10 protein-coding genes are annotated in these 19,156 nt (G+C 65.2%); all 10 read right to left on the reverse strand.

All coding sequences use genetic code 11. The features are described 5' to 3' along the window. Positions 1-112: 112 nt before the first annotated feature. Positions 113-2,188, reverse strand: a complete 2,076-nt coding sequence (gene fusA, locus ASE66_RS12490) for an elongation factor G (protein ID WP_057189962.1) — start codon at positions 2,186-2,188, stop codon at positions 113-115. Positions 2,189-2,224: 36 nt separating this feature from the next. Then, positions 2,225-2,695 carry a 30S ribosomal protein S7 gene (gene rpsG, locus ASE66_RS12495; protein ID WP_057189963.1) on the reverse strand — a complete coding sequence of 157 codons (471 nt, stop codon included), beginning with the start codon at positions 2,693-2,695 and terminating at the stop codon, positions 2,225-2,227. A gap of 74 nt (positions 2,696-2,769) precedes the next feature. Further along, the gene (gene rpsL / locus ASE66_RS12500; protein WP_057189964.1) at positions 2,770-3,141 is read right to left on the reverse strand and encodes a 30S ribosomal protein S12; all 372 of its coding nucleotides are present in this window, start codon (positions 3,139-3,141) and stop codon (positions 2,770-2,772) included. A gap of 331 nt (positions 3,142-3,472) precedes the next feature. Next, positions 3,473-5,479 carry an ABC transporter ATP-binding protein gene (locus ASE66_RS12505; protein ID WP_244494892.1) on the reverse strand — a complete coding sequence of 669 codons (2,007 nt, stop codon included), beginning with the start codon at positions 5,477-5,479 and terminating at the stop codon, positions 3,473-3,475. 89 nt (positions 5,480-5,568) lie between these two features. Next, a complete protein-coding gene (locus ASE66_RS12510; RefSeq protein ID WP_057189965.1) occupies positions 5,569-7,656 on the reverse strand; it encodes an FAD-dependent oxidoreductase in 2,088 nt (695 codons plus the stop codon). A gap of 302 nt (positions 7,657-7,958) precedes the next feature. Further along, the gene (locus ASE66_RS12515) at positions 7,959-9,053 is read right to left on the reverse strand and encodes a helix-turn-helix transcriptional regulator (protein WP_057189966.1); all 1,095 of its coding nucleotides are present in this window, start codon (positions 9,051-9,053) and stop codon (positions 7,959-7,961) included. 260 nt (positions 9,054-9,313) lie between these two features. Continuing rightward, the gene (gene rpoC / locus ASE66_RS12520) at positions 9,314-13,519 is read right to left on the reverse strand and encodes a DNA-directed RNA polymerase subunit beta' (RefSeq protein WP_057189967.1); all 4,206 of its coding nucleotides are present in this window, start codon (positions 13,517-13,519) and stop codon (positions 9,314-9,316) included. Positions 13,520-13,648: 129 nt separating this feature from the next. Continuing rightward, entirely contained in the window at positions 13,649-17,797 is a 4,149-nt protein-coding gene (rpoB, locus tag ASE66_RS12525) for a DNA-directed RNA polymerase subunit beta (protein ID WP_057189968.1), read from the reverse strand. Positions 17,798-18,044: 247 nt separating this feature from the next. Then, positions 18,045-18,425, reverse strand: a complete 381-nt coding sequence (gene rplL, locus ASE66_RS12530) for a 50S ribosomal protein L7/L12 (RefSeq protein ID WP_057189969.1) — start codon at positions 18,423-18,425, stop codon at positions 18,045-18,047. A gap of 51 nt (positions 18,426-18,476) precedes the next feature. Then, on the reverse strand, positions 18,477-18,992 hold the full coding sequence (rplJ, locus tag ASE66_RS12535; protein WP_057189970.1) for a 50S ribosomal protein L10: 516 nt from the start codon (positions 18,990-18,992) through the stop codon (positions 18,477-18,479). Positions 18,993-19,156: the final 164 nt, after the last annotated feature.

Raw genomic sequence — 19,156 nt, forward strand, 5'->3', positions numbered from 1 at the left:
ACGTGACCAATCGTACCAATGTTGCAGTGCGGCTTCGTCCGAGCAAACTTCTCTTTGGCCATGTCAGCCTCCGTCAGAATTCTTCAAGTGTTCCGTCTAATGCGTTGTTCGATCAGGCGTATTTGGCCTGGACCTCGGCAGCGACCGCGGACGGCACCTGCTCGTAGTGGTCGAACTGCATCGTGTAGTTGGCGCGACCCTGGCTGAACGAGCGCAGCTGGTTCACGTAGCCGAACATGTTCGCCAGCGGCACCATCGCGTTGACCACGACGGCGTTGCCACGCATGTCCTGGCCCTGGATCTGGCCGCGCCGGGAATTCAGGTCGCCGATGACCGAGCCGGTATAGTCTTCCGGGGTCACGACTTCGACCTTCATGATCGGCTCGAGCAGCACCGAGCCGCCCTTCTGCAGACCTTCACGCAGAGCGGCGCGAGAGGCGATCTCGAAGGCCAGAGCCGACGAGTCGACTTCGTGGAAGGCGCCGTCGATCAGCGTGACCTTGACGTCGACGACCGGGAAGCCGGCGAGCACGCCGGAACCGATGACCGAGTTGAGGCCCTTCTCGACGCCGGGGATATACTCCTTCGGCACCGAGCCGCCGACGACCTTCGACTCGAACTCGAAGCCCTTGCCGGTCTCGTTCGGCTCGATGATGAGCTTGACGCGGGCGAACTGGCCCGTACCGCCGGTCTGCTTCTTGTGGGTGTAGTCGATCTCGGCCTTCTTGGTCAGCGTCTCGCGATAGGCAACCTGCGGCGCGCCGATATTGGCGTCGACCTTGTAGGTCCGGCGCAGGATGTCGACCTTGATGTCGAGGTGCAGCTCGCCCATGCCCTTGAGAATGGTCTGGCCGCTCTCCTGGTCGGTCGAGACGCGGAAGGACGGATCCTCGTTCGCGAGCTTCGACAGGGCCAGGCCCAGCTTCTCCTGGTCGGCCTTGGACTTCGGCTCGATCGCGATCGTGATGACCGGCTCGGGGAACTCCATGCGCTCGAGGATCACGGCCTGGGCCGGATCGCACAGCGTGTCGCCGGTGCGGACGTCCTTGAGGCCGGCCAGGGCGACGATGTCGCCGGCGAAAGCCTCCTTGATGTCTTCACGGTTGTTAGCGTGCATCAGCAGCATGCGGCCGACGCGCTCTTTCTTGTCGCGCGTCGAGTTGATGACGCCCTGGCCGGTCTCGACCTTGCCCGAATAGACGCGGCAGAAGGTGATGGTGCCGACGAAGGGGTCGTCCATGATCTTGAAGGCGAGCATCGAGAAGGGATCCTCGTCCGTCGGGTGACGAACGGTCTCTTCCTCGGTCTTGAAGTCGATGCCCTTGATGTCGCCACGATCGACCGGCGACGGCAGGAAGTCGACGACCGCGTCGAGCAGGGGCTGCACGCCCTTGTTCTTGAAGGCCGAGCCGCAGAGCACCGGGTGGAAGGCGCGGCGCTGCACGGCAGTGCGCACCAGGCGGCGCAGGGTCTCGGCATCCGGCTCGGTACCGTCGAGATAGGCTTCCATCGCCGCATCGTCCATCTCGACGGCGGCTTCGAGCAGCTTGTGACGGTACTCGACAGCCTTGTCGACGAGATCGGCCGGGATTTCCTTCTCCTCGAAGGACGCGCCGAGCGCCTCGCCGTTCCAGACGATCGCCTTCATCTTGATGAGGTCGATGACGCCGGCGAAGTTCGACTCCGAACCGATCGGGATCTGCAGGCAGACCGGCTTGCCGGCGACGCGGTCGATGATGTCCTGGACGCAGCGATAGAAATCGGCGCCGATCTTGTCCATCTTGTTGACGAAGACGACGCGCGGAACGTCGTACTTGTCGGCCTGGCGCCAGACGGTCTCGGTCTGGGGCTCGACGCCCTGGTTGCCGTCGAGCACGCAGACGGCGCCGTCGAGCACGCGCAGCGAACGCTCGACCTCGATGGTGAAGTCGACGTGGCCGGGGGTGTCGATGATGTTCAGGCGATGGTCCTGCCACAGGCAGGTCGTCGCGGCGGAGGTGATCGTGATGCCACGCTCCTGCTCCTGCGTCATCCAGTCCATGGTGGCGGCGCCGTCATGGACTTCGCCGATCTTATGGCTCTTGCCGGTGTAGAACAGGATACGCTCGGTCGTCGTCGTCTTGCCGGCATCAATGTGGGCCATGATGCCGAAGTTACGATAGCGATCGATGGGATGAGAACGGGGCATGAAGATGCTCTGTCTTTCCGGGTCCGAACGGACGAATTACCAGCGGTAGTGCGAGAAGGCGCGGTTGGCTTCCGCCATCCGGTGCGTATCTTCGCGCTTCTTGACGGCGTTGCCACGGTTGTTGGCGGCGTCCATCAGCTCGGACGAGAGACGCTCGACCATGGTGCGATCGTTGCGGCCACGGGCAGCGGCGATCAGCCAACGGATCGCGAGAGCCTGACGGCGCTCGGTACGAACCTCGACCGGGACCTGGTAGGTCGCGCCGCCGACGCGGCGGGAGCGGACCTCGATCGCCGGGGCGACGTTCTCGAGCGCGGTCTTGAAGATGGCGAGGGGATCGCTCTTCAGCTTACCCTCGATGATGTCGAAGGCGCCGTAGACGATGCCTTCGGCAGTCGACTTCTTGCCCTCGTACATGACCGAGTTCATGAACTTGGTCACGATCACGTCGCCGAACTTGGCGTCCGGGATGATCTCGCGCTTTTCGGCACTGTGGCGGCGGGACATCGTCTAGTCTCCGGTCAAATCTCAAAAGCTGCGAACTGGCTGGGGCATCCTGCCCCGCCAATCGGGCAGGAAAATTACTTCGGACGCTTGGCGCCGTACTTCGAACGGCGCTGCTTGCGGTTCTTCACGCCCTGCGTGTCGAGCACGCCGCGCAGGATGTGATAGCGCACGCCGGGAAGGTCCTTGACGCGACCGCCGCGGATCATGACGACCGAGTGCTCCTGAAGGTTGTGGCCTTCACCCGGGATGTAGCCGATCACTTCGAAGCCGTTGGTCAGGCGCACCTTGGCGACCTTGCGGAGCGCCGAGTTCGGCTTCTTCGGGGTCGTCGTGTAGACACGCGTGCAGACGCCGCGCTTCTGCGGGCAATTCTCGAGCGCCGGAGCGGTGTTACGCGCCTTGACCGGCGAACGGGGCTTGCGGATCAGCTGGCTGATTGTCGGCATTTAAGGCCTCTCGCTCCCTTGAGCGCTAGATGAATTCGATGTTCACTCCGGCGCCTTGCGAGGCCATGGCCAAACGAAGCCGCGCCATCGGCGCCCATTTCCGGGGCCTCAGGCGCGTTCGCGATGCAGAGGAACACGGAACCCGCGTTCATGCGTCCTGCCATGTCGTCGTTAGACGCTGGAATTCCGACGGAGTTTCGGTCGCGAACCTCGCTCGCAACAAAGGCAAGCGACAAACGTGTCCGACAGCCGTCGATAGTGGCGCGCTTATGACTCAGCTATAGATTCGCGTCAACCCCGGATTTCATGGTTCGGGCCGGCGGAACCAGGTTCAATCGTCCTCATCCTCCACGCTCGCCCGCATCTGGTCGTTCCAGAGCTTGCGGTAGAGGCCGGAGCGCTTGCGCATCAGGGTCGCGTGGTCGCCGCGCTGCACGACTTTGCCGGCGTCCATGACGATGATCTCGTCCATCTCGGCGACCGAGGTCAGCCGGTGCGTCACGAACAGCAGGCTGCGGCCACGGCCGATCTTCTTGAGGGTGCGGTTGATCGCGGCCTCGGTCGTCTGGTCGAGCGCCGAGGTCGCCTCGTCGAGCAGGAGGATCGCCGGGTCGCGCAGCAAGGCGCGGGCGATCGCGATGCGCTGGCGCTGCCCGCCCGACAGGGTCTCGCCGCGCTCGCCGACGACGGTATCGTAGCCTTCGGGCAGGCTGGTGATGAACTTATGGATCTCGGCCTTCTTCGCGGCAGCCTCGACCTCGGCATCCGACGCCTGCAGTGAGCCGAGCCGGATGTTCTCGCGCAGCGAGGTGTGGAACAGGACATTGTCCTGGAACACCACCGCCATCTGGGCACGCAGCGAATCGCGGGTGACGCTGGCGATGTCGACGCCGTCGATCGTCACCCGTCCCTGCTGCGGATCGTGGAAGCGCAGCAGCAGGCTGAGCAGCGTGCTCTTGCCCGCCCCGCTCGGCCCGACGATGGCGACGCGCGTGCCGGCGGGAATCGCGAGGTCGAGCCCGTCGATCTGGGCGCCCTCCCCGCCATAGGAGAAGCGCACGCCCTGAAAGCCGATCTCGCGCGCGATTCGGGGGCACTCGACCGCGTCCGTCCGGTCGGAGACCCGGATCGGCTCGTCGAGGATGTCACGCATGTGCCGGACGGCGCCCGAGGCGTCGATCACCACCGGGATGTACTGCGTCAGGTGATTGAGATTGTAGGTGATCTCCCAGAACACCGCCTCGAAGGCGACGAAGGTGCCCACCGTGATCACGTCGTTGAAGGTGAGGTAGGCGCCGATCGCCAGCACGATCAGGTGCAGCCAGAGCACCACGATGGTGATCGAGCGTTCGACCATGGTGTTGAGGAAGGTCGAGCGTGCCTGCGCCGCCCGCAGCACGCGGTTGCGCTGGCCGAACCAGCGTTGCGAGATGCCGACGAGGCCGAAGGCCTTCACCACCGGCTGAGCGCCGATATTCTCCTGGACGACGCCGAGTTCGCCGGCCTGTGCCCGTTTGACCTCGTAGCTGGCGGCGACCGCCTTCGGCGTGAGCAGCCGCGGCCCGATCAGCGCGATCGGGATGATCAGCAGCGCCAGCAGGCCCAGTTCCGTGTTGAGGAAGATCAGCAGGGCGATGCCCGCCAGCAGCTCCAGCAGCGGCAGCGCGCCCCAATTGGCGAAATGGATGACCGACTCTTCATAGGTGGTCATGTCGTTCGAGAAGCGCGACAGGATCTCGCCGCGGCGATGGCGCTCGTAGAAGCTCAGCGGCAGCTTCTGGATGTGCTGGAACAGCGAGCGGCGCACATCGGTGGTGATCGCCGCCGTGACCTTGGCGTCGATCCACTCGTACCAGATCGCCACGACCGAGGTGACGATGCCGGCGATGCCGAGCACGCTGAGGATGAAGACGAGCTCGCTGTGGTCCTTGTCCTCGAACACCTCGTCGAGGAGGTATTTGAGCGAGAGCGGCATCAGCACGTTGAAAGCCATCTCGACCAGCAGGCCAAGCCCGACCAGGGCGATGCCAAGCCGATGCGGGCCGAGATGCGGCCAGCTGAAGGAGAGAACGCCCTTCAGTGCCCCTGCGGCTTCGCCGGCGGTGTAGACGACAGGACCGTCATCGTCCTCGTCGTCGTCCTCCTCCTCGTCCTCGTCGTCTTCGTCCTCGTCGTCATCCGCCTCGGCCGGGCCGGACTGCAAGGCGCGCCGCTTCGGCTCCTCCGCAGGACGGGATGCCGGCCGCTTCGCCGCGCTGGTGGTGGCTGCGGCTTTCATTGCCGGATCGGGCGCGGCACCGTTCTCGCCCGTGCCCGGCTTGACCTCGTCGTCGCTCACTGATCACCGGCCGAGCTCGACGAGCTCTGCCGCTCCCTGTCGGATCGAATTGCCGGTCGAGAGCCGGACCGGCCCTCGGCTCGATATGTTCAGGCACCCTCGGGCGCGATGCGGTTGAAGAAGCAGTAGCGCAGGCTTTCCGCATCCTCGTACCAGCGGCCCGGCCCCTTGTCGGCGGCGAGCGTGCGCTCCCAGAGCGCGTCGAGCATCTCCTGGCTCTGGATCGCCATGTCGAAATCCTCGTCGAAGAACAGCTCCGACCACTCCCACCAGGTCGCGAGCTTCTTCACCCCGCGCAGCAGGTCGTACATGTCGCAGACCTCGGAGGTGAGGTCGGCCGTCACCGAGCCGAAATAGACGCCGCGCTTCGCCACCCGGTGCAGCTCGCCGAGGGCATCGCAGACACCGCGCTTGCCGAGATGGGCAAGGCAGCTCTCATAGATAATGTCGAAGGAGCCATCCTCGAAGGGCAGGTCCGTGACGGTGCCGAACAGGTTGTACTGCGAAAGATGTACCGGCGTCCGGCTGTGGATGTAGCGGTTGTTCTCGATGCCCCAGGCATCGACACCAAGCTCGCGCAGCGCCCCGACGAGCTCGCCCGAGGCGGACCCCGCGACCAGCAGCCTGAAACCGGACTGCGGCTGCCAGACCATGTCGATCAGGTCGCGGATATAGGTGGGATCGCTGAAGCGGCGCCAGACCTCGCCATAGGGGCCCGCGCCCCGATAAACATCGAAATAGCCGCGGTCGATGCGTAGCGACGGCTCGGCCACGACGATGCCGCCCATTTCCCCGGCGCTCCTGGCGAGCCCGGTGGCATAGCGCTGGCGCATCACCTTGCTCAGCATCAGGTCGCTGGCGATGTCGGCGGAATCGAGCACGCCGTTCAAAGTCGAGTCGAACAGGTAGTCGCCGACGACGATCAGCCCGTCATGCTCCTTCGGCTCCGGCAGATGGTTCGTCACCACGTCACGCACCGGGACACCACCCGGAACCGCGTTCACCGAGGCCATCCAGCGATGCACCTTGGCCTCGATCAGAGAGGGGAAGGGATCGCCCAGCGAGGCCGGCAGCGACTTCAACGCGGCCTTGACCAGCGCCTCGTCGTCGAGATTGGCATAGGACAGCGCGTCGATGCCGGCGATCAGCCAGTTGAGCACGCCATGGCGCCCGACATCGTGCCGGGCGCCCTCGATATAGACGCAGCAGCCGCCGAAGCTCTCCGACATGAACCAGGCGCCTTCGATCTGGCCTTCCCAGAACGGTTTCTCGAACAGCGCCGCGACGCGCAGATAATGCGCCGGCCGGTCGAAATGGGCGAGATGGCGGCTCATGCCCTGGCGCAGCCTGCCCTCGCCGAAGTCGATGGTGCCGAGCCAGTTGTGCGGCAGGCACATCAGCACGAAGTCGAATTCGCGCGTCTCCGGGCCCTTGCCGTTCATCATGTCGAGTCGGTAGCGGCCGCCCTTCGCCTTGCCGACGCTGAGGACGCGGTGGTTCAGGAAGACCTCGGCGTCGAGATTGGCGCTCAGGCCCTCGACCAGCTGCTCGTTGCCGTTCTGGATGGAATAGACGTCGATATAGCCGTCGACATCCATCAGATAGTTCTTCAGCGCGTTGAGGCCGTTGCTGAGATGCCCTTCGGAAGCGATGTCGGAGCGCGCCATCGCCCGGAAGAAGCGCCGCGCCACCGGATCGGCGACCTCCTGCTCGAGCACCTGGTCGGCGGTCATGAACATCCAGGGATGGCTGTTGTCGTGCTTGCCGGCGCCCTCGTAATAGGCCTGCTGCGACATCAATTCGGCGCAGCGCGTCCGGAACGCCAGGATGGCGTCGGCGGTCGCATCGCCATAGCGTCGGCGCATGCCTTCGACGCCATCGACGAGCTTGCCGTCGAGGACCAGCGCCAGCGCATCCATCGGGATGGTCTGGAAACCGAAGCCCTCGATCATCTCGCGCAGCGGATCGTGGCCGAGCTGGGAATAGCCGTAGATCTCGGCGACACCCGCTTCGTAAAGTGCCGGCGCGCTGTCGAAGCGACGCGACACGATCTTGCCGCCGAGCCGCTCGGACGCCTCGAACAGCGTCACCCGGCACAGGCCCTGCATCTTCTTACGGACTTGCCAGGCCGTCATCAGCCCGCCGGGGCCGCCGCCGACGATCGCAACTTCCAACATTCTACCCGCCCTGCCCCAACGTACCGCGCTTCACGCCCTGTTATGGGACTTATAGTGCCACGGAGTTGCCATAATTTTACTGCCGCGACCATGCCTCTGTTTCGCTGTGACCCGTCTCGCCACATCTTTCCGAAAGCAAGGACCGCGCCCTCGGCCACACACCCTCGCGCGGCAGGAGCGGTCTCGCTTCGAAACAGGCTTGAAGTTGACATGGTCAAGTCCGGAATCACCCGGCAGAGCCTTGCTGGCGCCAGTGCGATAATCGCTTCGGGGCGCGCGTCTACGCGGCCTATTTCCTTGGCCTAATCCCGCCCTGAGGCGCCACCGGTCACGCCGGCGCCGCGCAGCAGGCCGATCAGATCGGCCTGGCGGTGCAGGCCGGTCTTGGCCATGACGCGCTTCAACGTCGAGCGCGCGGTCTCCTCCATCACGCCGAGCGCCGCCGCCGCCTCGCGCGGGCGGTGCCCGGCGGCGATCAGCGCCGCGAGCCTGGCCTCGGCCGGCGTCAGGTCGAACAGCCCCTGCACGACATCGGCGGTCGGCACGTCCTTCACCACCACCGGCGTCACCACCAGGATGCTCGCGGCCCGCGAGAAGATGTCGTGGGCGGCGCCGCGGATCGGCGTCAGGTGCAGGATCAGGGGCGGCTGGTTCTCGCGTCGCGCCACCGGAATCGACCGCACCGTCCCGCCGGTGATCTGCCCCCTCGCCTGCAGGGCGGCCGCAAGCAGTCCGTCGGCAGCGGCATCGACGAGCCCCAGGCGCGACGGGCGATCGACCGCGACGGAGGGGATCATCGCCTCGAAGCGGGGATTGAGCGCGAGCGCCCGCCCCTCGCGGTCGAGGATGGCGGCCGGCAGGCCGATCGCCTCCAGAGCCCGGGTGGCGCCCTGCGCCCGCTCGAATTCGAGCCGCGCCGACAGCAGCATCGCCCGCGCCAGATGCGGGCGCATCCGGTCGAAGCGCGCGATCAGCCCATTCTCGACATCGCCCTCCCCCCGTTCGCGTTCGGCGTGCAGGATGAAGGCCTCGCCGGTCGGCGAAACGATCGAGGTCGCGACCCCGATCCCCAGGCCCTGCGGCAGCAGGAAATCGCGATAGACCGGCTCGCTCGCCATCTCCGCATCGGAGAGAATGTCGATGTCGCGCAAAAAGCCCGCATGGCGCCGCTCGAGCAGGCGGCGCGTGCGCTCATTCCCCGGAAAGCGGTTGAAGTGCGCCGAAACGATCTGGTCGAATTCGGACGAGGACGAGATCCAGCGACTGGAGCTCGGCGTCACCGCGACCAGCACGGCACCGGCGGCGCGGGCGATCTCCTGGAAACGCCGCAGCACCTGCGGCCACAGTTCCGGCACCACCGCCGCTTCATAGAGACTGTCGAGAAATCTTTCGTCCATGGCCCCGGTCGCACCCAGGCCCGGTCCGCAGAATGGGCAACCCCTCCACCGACCACGCCTCCGCATGGTGTGCAGCATGCCTTTCGTTGTTCCGTCGCTTCCGACCGCACACAGAAAAGCCTGCTGGCGCATCGCTGCCCCCCGACAGGTCACGCAAGGTAAGCTTAGGCCGTTTATATTAGAAAACGTCAAGAGAGTTGAAACGAGAACGGCCGCCCGAAGGCGGCCGTTCCACAAAGGACAAGTAGATTTCGCCGATGTTATTCGGCGGCCGGCAGCGCAGCCGCGGCCTTTGCCGCTGCGGCACTCGCCGCAGCCGCTGCCTTGGCGGCCGCATCTGCCTTCTGGCCAACGATGAGGTCGTCGCGGCGCGTCGCCACCTGCTTGATGCGGGCAACCTGCGCGCCGGTGCCGGCCGGGATCAGCGAGCCGACGATGACGTTCTCCTTGAGGCCTTCCAGCATGTCCATCTTGCCGTTGACCGCCGCCTCGGTGAGGACGCGGGTCGTCTCCTGGAAGGAGGCGGCCGAGATGAACGAGCGGGTCTGCAGCGAGGCCTTGGTGATGCCGAGCAGGACCGGAACGCCGGAAGCCGGCTTCTTGCCCTCCTCGCGCAACTTGGTGTTGACCTCCTCGAGCTCGATCCGGTCGATCTGATCGCCGGTGAGAATGTCGCTATCGCCGGATTCGGTGATCTCGACCTTCTGCAGCATCTGCCGGACGATGACCTCGATGTGCTTGTCGTTGATGGTCACGCCCTGGAGGCGGTAGACCTCCTGGATCTCGTTGACCAGATAAGCGGCAAGCTCCTCGACGCCCTTGATCGCCAGGATGTCGTGCGGTGCCGGGTTGCCGTCGAGGATGTAGTCCCCGATCTCGACGACGTCGCCATCCTGCAGATGGATGTGCTTGCCCTTCGGGATCAGGTACTCGACGCCGTCCGTGCCGTCATGCGGTGTCAGCGTGACGCGGCGCTTGTTCTTGTAGTCCTTGCCGAAGCCGATGACGCCAGACTTCTCGGCGATGATCGCGGCATCCTTCGGACGACGCGCCTCGAAGAGCTCGGCGACGCGCGGCAAACCACCGGTGATGTCGCGGGTCTTGGCCGAGTCGGTCGAGACACGCGCCAGCACGTCGCCGGCCTTCACCGACGCACCCGGCTCCACCGAGATGATGCCTTCGACCGGCAGGATGTAGCGCGCCTCGCCGCCGCGGGCGAGCTTGGCGACCTTGCCGTCCGAGCCGTGCAGGGTCATCGCCGGACGCAGGTCCGATGTGCGGGCCGAACCGCGCCAGTCGATCACGAGACGCTTGTTGATGCCGGTCGCCTCGTCGGTCGTCTCCGTCATCGACATGCCGTCGACCAGGTCCTCGTAGCCGACCTTGCCGTCGACCTCCGCCAGGATCGGGCGGGAATAGGGGTCCCACTCGATCAGGCGCTGGCCGCGCTTGACCTTGTCGCCGTCGTCGACGCGCAGCTTCGAGCCGAACTGGACGCGGTGGACCGCGCGCTCGGCGCCGTCCGGACCGGTGATGACGATGGCGAGGTTGCGCGCCATCGCGATCAGGTCACCGTCCGAGTTGCGCGACGCGTTGCGGTTGCGGATCTTGACCGTGCCTTCGAAGTTCGACTCGACGAAGGACTGGTCGGCGATCGTCGCCGCGCCACCGATGTGGAAGGTACGCATGGTGAGCTGCGTGCCCGGCTCGCCGATCGACTGCGCCGCGATGACGCCGACGGCCTCGCCCATGTTGACGGGCGTGCCGCGGGCAAGATCGCGCCCATAGCAGGTCGCGCAGACGCCGTTCTTGGTCTCGCAGGTCAAGACCGAGCGGATCTTCACCTCCTGGACGCCGGCGGCGTTGATCTTGGCGATGTGGCTTTCCTCGATCACCGCGCCCTTGGCGACCAGGACGTTGCCGTCGAGGTCAACCACTTCCACGGCCGCCGAACGGCCGAGGATACGCATGCCGAGCGAAGCCACGACCTGGCCGGCATCGATGATGGCGCGCATCTTGATGCCGTTCTCCGAGCCGCAATCGACCTCGGAGATGATCGCGTCCTGCGCCACGTCGACGAGGCGGCGGGTCAGGTAACCCGAGTTCGCCGTCTTGAGCGCCGTGTCGGCAAGACCCTTGCGGGCGCCGTGCGTCGAGTTGAAGTACTCGAGAACGTCGAGGCCTTCCTTGAAGTTCGAGATGATCGGCGACTCGATGATCTCGCCCGACGGCTTGGCCATCAGGCCACGCATGGCGGCGAGCTGCTTCATCTGGGCCGGCGAACCGCGGGCGCCCGAATGGCTCATCATGTAGATCGAGTTGATCGGCTTGTCGCGGCCGTTCTCGTCCTTCTTCACGGTCGAGATGCGGGCCATCATCTCCTGGGCGAGCTTGTCGGAGCACTTCGCCCAGGCGTCGACGACCTTGTTGTACTTCTCGCCCTGGGTGATCAGGCCGTCCTGGTACTGCTGCTCGTAATCCTTGGCGAGCACGCGGGTCGCATCGACGATCTCCCACTTGTTCTCGGGGATCACCATGTCGTCCTTGCCGAACGAAATGCCGGCCTTGAAGGCATGCTTGAAGCCGAGACCCATGACGCGGTCGCAGAAGATCACCGACTCCTTCTGACCGCAGCCGCGATAGACGGCGTCGATCATCCCGGAGATTTCCTTCTTGGTCATCAGGCGGTTGCTGACGTCGAAGGTCATGGCCGGATGCTCGGGCAGCGCAGTCGAGAGAATGACGCGGCCAGGCGTGGTGTCGTAGATCTTGGTGTAGGGCTTGCCGTCGGCGCCGACACCGGTCCAGCGGTATTTGATCTTCGAATGCAGCGTCACGACCTTTTCGTGCAGCGCGTATTCTAGCTCGCCGAAGTCACCGAAGATCTTGCCCTGGCCCGGCTCGCCATCGGAGACGATCGAGAGGTAGTAGAGGCCGAGCACGATGTCCTGCGACGGCACGATGATCGGCATGCCGTTCGCCGGGTGCAGGATGTTGTTGGTCGACATCATCAGCACCCGTGCTTCCAGCTGCGCCTCGAGCGACAGCGGGACGTGCACGGCCATCTGGTCGCCGTCGAAGTCGGCGTTGAACGCGGCGCAGACCAGCGGGTGCAGCTGGATCGCCTTGCCCTCGATCAACACCGGCTCGAAGGCCTGGATGCCGAGGCGGTGCAGCGTCGGCGCGCGGTTCAATAGCACCGGATGCTCGCGGATGACCTCGTCCAGGATGTCCCAGACCTCGGGCTTCTCCTTCTCGACCAGCTTCTTGGCCTGCTTGACCGTGGTCGAGTAGCCCTTGGCGTCGAGGCGGGCGTAGATGAACGGCTTGAACAGCTCGAGCGCCATCTTCTTCGGCAGCCCGCACTGGTGCAGCTTCATCTCCGGGCCGACCACGATGACCGAGCGGCCCGAATAGTCGACGCGCTTGCCGAGCAGGTTCTGCCGGAAGCGGCCCTGCTTACCCTTCAGCATGTCGGCGAGCGACTTCAGCGGGCGCTTGTTGGCGCCGGTGATGACGCGGCCGCGACGGCCGTTGTCGAACAGCGCATCGACCGATTCCTGCAGCATCCGCTTCTCGTTGCGGATGATGATGTCAGGCGCGCGCAGCTCGATCAGCCGCTTCAGGCGGTTGTTGCGGTTGATGACGCGGCGATAAAGGTCGTTCAGATCCGAGGTCGCGAAGCGGCCGCCGTCGAGCGGCACGAGCGGACGCAAGTCGGGCGGGATGACCGGAATCATGGTCATCACCATCCATTCCGGCTTGTTGCCCGACTCCTGGAAGGCCTCGATGATCTTGAGGCGCTTCATCAGCTTCTTCGGCTTGAGCTCCGACGTCGTCGTCGCGATCTCATGCTTCAGATCGGCGTTGATCTGGGCGAGGTCGAGCGCGCGCAGCATCTCGCGGATCGCTTCCGCGCCGATCTGGGCGGTGAAGGTGTCGGCGCCGTACTCTTCCTGGGCGCGGACGTACTCCTCCTCGGTCAGCAGCTGCCGATCCTTGAGCGGGGTCAGGCCCGGCTCCAGCACGACATACGACTCGAAATAGAGGATGCGCTCGAGGTCCTTGAGCGGCATGTCCATCAGGAGGCCGATGCGCGAGGGCAGCGACTTCAGGAACCAGATATGCGCGACCGGGGCGGCGAGCTCGATATGGCCCATGCGCTCGCGCCGGACGCGGGCGAGCGTCACTTCGACGCCGCACTTCTCGCAGATCACGCCCTTGAACTTCATGCGCTTGTACTTGCCGCACAGGCACTCGTAGTCCTTGATCGGCCCGAAGATGCGGGCGCAGAACAGGCCGTCGCGCTCGGGCTTGAACGTACGGTAGTTGATCGTCTCGGGCTTCTTGATCTCGCCGAACGACCAGGATGCGATTTTCTCAGGGCTCGCGATCGAGATCTTGATCGCGTCGAACGCCTGCTGCACCGGCTGCTGGCCGAAAAGGTTCATGACCTCTTGCTTCATAGCCTGTCTCCTCTGACCGGTGGGGTTCTAGGGAAAACCGCCCTGCCCGGTCTTTGATCCATCGGCCGGCGGCGACAATGCCGCCGGCATGAGTAACGAACGACGTTCCGCCCCTGCGGGCGTCGCGCCTTACTCGGCTGCCTCGGCCGGCACGTCGCCCTGCTTCGGCTTGTTGTTGATCAGCTCGACGTTGAGGCCGAGCGAGCGCATCTCCTTGACGAGCACGTTGAAGCTCTCGGGGATGCCCGCTTCGAAGTTGTCCTCGCCGCGCACGATCGACTCGTAGACCTTGGTGCGGCCTGCGACGTCGTCCGACTTCACTGTCAGCATCTCCTGCAGCGTGTAGGCGGCGCCGTAGGCTTCGAGCGCCCAGACCTCCATCTCGCCGAAGCGCTGACCGCCGAACTGGGCCTTGCCGCCGAGCGGCTGCTGGGTGACCAGCGAGTACGGGCCGATCGAGCGGGCGTGGATCTTGTCGTCCACCAGGTGGTGCAGCTTCAGCATGTAGATGTAGCCCATCGTGACCTTGCGGTCGAAGGGCTCGCCGGTGCGGCCGTCATAGAGGGTCGACTGGCCCGACGAGTGAAGTCCCGCCTGCTCCAGCAGCCGCTCGATGTCGGCCTCCTTGGCGCCGTTGAAGACCGGCGTCGCGATCGGAACGCCGCGGCGCAGGTTCTGGCCCATCTCGACCAGCTCGGCGTCGTCCATCGAGGCGATGATCTCGTTATCCTCGTAGACGGCGTCGAAGGACGCGCGCAGCGCCTTGGAATCATGCGCCTTGCGATAGGCGTCGAGCGCCGCGCCGATCTGCTTGCCGAGACCGGCGGCAGCCCAGCCCAGATGGGTCTCCAGGATCTGCCCGACGTTCATGCGCGAGGGCACGCCCAGCGGGTTCAGCACGATGTCGGCATGGGTGCCGTCCTCGAGGAAAGGCATGTCCTCCGCCGCAACGATGCGCGAAACCACGCCCTTGTTGCCGTGACGGCCGGCCATCTTGTCGCCGGGCTGGATCTTGCGCTTCACCGCGACGAAGACCTTGACCATCTTCATCACGCCGGGCGGCAGCTCGTCGCCGCGCTGCAGCTTCTCGACCTTGTCGAGGAAGCGCTGCTCGAGGCGCTTCTTCGACTCGTCGTACTGCTTCCGCATCGCCTCGATTTCGGTCATCAGGGCGTCGTCCGCCGTGGCGAACAGCCACCACTGCGAGCGCGGGAACTCGCTCATCACTTCGCGAGTGATGACCGTGTCCTTCTTGAAGCCCTTCGGACCGGCGAGGCCGGTCTTGCCGGTCAGGATCTCGGCCAGACGCGCGAAGGTGTTGCGGTCGAGGATCGCCTGCTCGTCGTCGCGGTCCTTGGCGAGACGCTCGATCTCCTCGCGCTCGATCGCCTGGGCGCGCTCGTCCTTGTCGACGCCGTGGCGGTTGAACACCCGGACCTCGACGATCGTGCCCTGGACGCCCGGAGGCACGCGCAGCGAGGTGTCGCGCACGTCCGAGGCCTTCTCGCCGAAGATGGCGCGCAGCAGCTTCTCTTCCGGCGTCATCGGGCTTTCGCCCTTCGGCGTGATCTTGCCGACGAGGATGTCGCCCGCCGCCACTTCAGCGCCGATGTAGACGATGCCGGCTTCGTCGAGGTTCTTCAGCGCCTCTTCCGAAACGTTCGGAATGTCGCGCGTGATTTCCTCAGGGCCCAGCTTGGTGTCGCGGGCCATGACCTCGAACTCCTCGATATGGATCGAGGTGAAGATGTCGTCCGAGACGATCTTCTCCGAGAGCAGGATCGAGTCTTCGAAGTTGTAGCCGTTCCACGGCATGAACGCGACGAGCACGTTGCGGCCGAGCGCGAGCTCGCCGAACTCGGTCGACGGGCCGTCGGCGACGATGTCACCCTTCTTGATGACGTCGCCGACGCGCACCAGCGGACGCTGCGTGATGCAGGTCGACTGGTTGGAGCGCTGGAACTTCTGCAGACGGTAGATGTCGACGCCCGGCTTGGTCGGGTCCATCTCGTCCGAGGCGCGGATGACGATACGGGTCGCGTCGACCTGGTCGACGATGCCGGCGCGGCGGGCCGCGATGGCAGCGCCGGAGTCACGGGCGACCGCGGCCTCCATGCCGGTGCCGACGAACGGCGCGTCGGCGCGAACCAGCGGCACCGCCTGGCGCTGCATGTTCGAGCCCATCAGCGCGCGGTTGGCGTCGTCGTTCTCGAGGAACGGGATCAGCGCCGCGGCGACCGAGACGACCTGCTTGGGCGAGACGTCCATGAAGTCGACCTTGTCGACCGGCACGACGATGACCTCGCCGGCGCGGCGGCAGACGATCAGGTCGTCGGTCAGACGGCCTTCGTTGTCGACGGCCGCGTTCGCCTGGGCGACGTTGTACTTCGCCTCCTCCATCGCCGAGAGATAGATGATCTCGTCGGTCTGCTTGCCGTCGCGGATGCGCCGGTACGGGCTCTCGATGAAGCCGTACTTGTTGACGCGCGCGAAGGTGGCGAGCGAGTTGATCAGGCCGATGTTCGGGCCTTCCGGCGTCTCGATCGGGCAGATGCGGCCGTAATGCGTGGTGTGGACGTCGCGCACCTCGAAGCCGGCGCGCTCACGGGTCAGGCCGCCCGGGCCAAGCGCCGAGAGACGACGCTTGTGGGTGACTTCCGAAAGCGGGTTGGTCTGGTCCATGAACTGCGAGAGCTGCGACGAGCCGAAGAACTCGCGCACCGCGGCGGCCGCGGGCTTCGCGTTGATCAGGTCCTGCGGCATCACCGTGTCGATGTCGACCGAGGACATGCGCTCCTTGATGGCGCGCTCCATGCGCAGGAGGCCCAGACGATACTGGTTCTCCATCAGCTCGCCGACCGAGCGCACGCGCCGGTTGCCGAGATGGTCGATGTCGTCGATCTCGCCCTTGCCGTCGCGCAGGTCGACCAGCGCCTTGACGACCGCGAAGATGTCTTCCTTGCGCAGGATGCGCACGGTGTCCTCGGCGTCGAGGTCGAGACGCATGTTCATCTTGACGCGGCCGACGGCCGAGAGGTCGTAGCGCTCCGAGTCGAAGAACAGCGACTGGAACATGTTCTCGGCGGTTTCGAGCGTCGGCGGCTCGCCCGGGCGCATCACGCGGTAGATGTCGAAGAGCGCCTCTTCGCGGCGCGAGTTCTTGTCGACCTGGAGCGTGTTGCGGATATAGGGACCGACCGTGATGTGGTCGATGTCCAGCACCGGAATCTCGGTGTAGCCCTTGTTGATCAGGTCGACCAGGTTGCCCTTGACCTCACCGGTCTTCGGGTCCGCAGCCATATTCAGCTCTTCGCCGGCCTCGGCGTGAACTTCGCCGGTGCTCGGGTCGACGAGATCCTCGGCAATGTACTGGCCGACGAGATCTTCGTCCGTGGCGCGCAGGAACTTCAGGCCCTTGTCGGCAAGCTGGCGGGCGGTGCGCGCGACCAGCTTCTTGCCGGCCTCGATCACGACTTCGCCGGTGTCGGCGTCGATCATGTCGACGCTCGCCTTGAAGCCCTTCATGCGCTCGGCGTCGTAGGGAACGCGCCAGCCCTTGTCGTCGCGAACGTATTCGACGCGGTTGTAGAAGCGCGACAGGATCTCCTCGCCGTCCATGCCGAGGGCGAACAGCAGCGAGGTGGCCGGGATCTTACGCTTGCGGTCGATACGCGCGTAGACGATGTCCTTGGCGTCGAACTCGATGTCGAGCCAGGAGCCGCGATAGGGGATGATGCGGGCGGCAAAGAGCAGCTTGCCCGAGGAGTGGGTCTTGCCCTTGTCATGGTCGAAGAACACGCCCGGCGAGCGGTGCATCTGCGAGACGATGACGCGCTCGGTGCCGTTGACGATGAAGGTGCCGTTGTCCGTCATGAGCGGCATCTCGCCCATGTAGACGTCCTGCTCCTTGATGTCCTTGACGGACTTGGCCTGGGTGTCCGGGTCGATATCGAACACGATCAGGCGCAGCGTCACCTTGAGCGGCGCCGAGAAGGTCATGCCGCGCTGGCGGCACTCGTCGACGTCGTATTTCGGCGGCTCGAAGGTGTACTTGACGAACTCCAGCAGCGACGCGCCCGAGAAGTCGCCGATCGGGAACACCGACTTGAAGACCGACTGCAGGCCCTCGTCGCCACGGCCGCCCTTGGGTTCCTCGACCATCAGGAACTGGTCGTAGGACGCCTTCTGAACCTCGATGAGGTTCGGCATCTCCGCCACTTCCTTGAGCTTGCCGAAGAACTTGCGGACGCGCCTGCGACCCTGGAGGGAAGTTACCATCATGTTCCTCGCAATCTCGGACGGCTCACCCGGTGGTCCGGGGTATGGGCGGTCGGGCCGCCGGGTGAGCCGCTCGGCGCATCATGTCGCGCCGACATTCAAACTGGATCGACCTGCACCGCATGTGCGGGAGGTCTTTGAGTACGCGCCGTCCCTTCCGGAAACGACGCAACAGCCCCGGAGGCGGCGAACCGCCCCGGGACTGTGCTTGTCGACTAGATACGGACCGGCATCAGCCGGCCCGGACTCACTTGAGCTCGACCTTGGCGCCGACGGCCTCGAGCTGCTTCTTGAGCTTCTCGGCCTCGTCCTTGCCAACGGCTTCCTTGACCGGCTTCGGAGCGGCCTCGACCAGGTCCTTGGCCTCCTTGAGGCCGAGGCCGGTGATGGCGCGGACTTCCTTGATCACCTCGATCTTCTTGTCGCCAACGGCGGCAAGAACGACGGTGAACTCGGTCTGCTCTTCGACGGCGGCGGCAGCGCCACCACCAGCAGCCGGGCCAGCGGCGACGGCGACGGCGGCGGCAGCCGAGACGCCCCACTTCTCTTCGAGCATCTTGGCGAGGTCAGCAGCCTCGAGAACGGTGAGCGACGAGAGATCGTCGACGAGCTTGGCGAGATCGGCCATGGTTTAAGTTCCTGATGTAAGAGGTTCGAACGATAAAGGGTTGTCGGCTGCTCAGGCAGCGTCCTTGTCGGCATATGCCTGGAACACGCGCGCGAGCTTGGCGGCAGGCGCGGTCGAGAGCTGGGCGATCTTGGTTGCAGGGGCCAGCAGGAGGCCGAGCAACTTGGCGCGCAGTTCGTCGAGCGAGGGCATCGTGGCCAAAGCCTTGACGCCGTCGGGGTTCAGGGCGGTCGTGCCCATCGCGCCGCCGAGGATGACGAGCTTGTCATTGTCCTTGGCGAAAGCGACGGCGACCTTCGGCGCCGCGACCGGATCGCTGGAATAAGCGATCAGGGTGGGACCCGTCAGCAGGGGGCTGATGGACGCGACGTCGGTGCCTTCAAGAGCGATCTTGGCCAGCCGGTTCTTTGCGACCTTCACGGTGGCGCCATTGGCCTTCATCTCGCGACGAAGCTTCTGGAACTGGGCCACCGTCAAACCCGCATAGTGGGCCACGACAACGACCGACGTCTTCGAGAAGACATCGTTCAGCGTCGCGACGGCATCAGATTTTGCCGTTCTATCCACTGGGCTCTCTCCGGTAGGCGACAGGTTTTAAGGCCCGTCGCCAGTTGCACGTGCCGCTCTGGAAGTGACCGGTTGACACCGACCCCTCGCCGGAGCGACGCTCAGTGCCCTGTCCCCAGCCATGGCCGAAGCCGTGATCGGGCGAGATGGTTCGAACCTCTCAT

Source organism: Allobosea sp. Root483D1 (assembly GCF_001429505.1).
Taxonomy (GTDB): Bacteria; Pseudomonadota; Alphaproteobacteria; order Rhizobiales; family Beijerinckiaceae; genus Allobosea.

Excerpts from the sequence above, each read along its gene's own strand:
- fusA (WP_057189962.1), bottom strand. The coding sequence starts at position 2,188 with ATGCCCCGTTCTCATCCCATCGATCGCTATCGTAACTTCGGCATCATG.
- rpsG (WP_057189963.1), bottom strand. The coding sequence starts at position 2,695 with ATGTCCCGCCGCCACAGTGCCGAAAAGCGCGAGATCATCCCGGACGCC.
- rpsL (WP_057189964.1), bottom strand. The coding sequence starts at position 3,141 with ATGCCGACAATCAGCCAGCTGATCCGCAAGCCCCGTTCGCCGGTCAAG.
- ASE66_RS12510 (WP_057189965.1), bottom strand. The coding sequence starts at position 7,656 with ATGTTGGAAGTTGCGATCGTCGGCGGCGGCCCCGGCGGGCTGATGACG.
- ASE66_RS12515 (WP_057189966.1), bottom strand. The coding sequence starts at position 9,053 with ATGGACGAAAGATTTCTCGACAGTCTCTATGAAGCGGCGGTGGTGCCG.
- rpoC (WP_057189967.1), bottom strand. The coding sequence starts at position 13,519 with ATGAAGCAAGAGGTCATGAACCTTTTCGGCCAGCAGCCGGTGCAGCAG.
- rpoB (WP_057189968.1), bottom strand. The coding sequence starts at position 17,797 with ATGGTAACTTCCCTCCAGGGTCGCAGGCGCGTCCGCAAGTTCTTCGGC.
- rplL (WP_057189969.1), bottom strand. The coding sequence starts at position 18,425 with ATGGCCGATCTCGCCAAGCTCGTCGACGATCTCTCGTCGCTCACCGTT.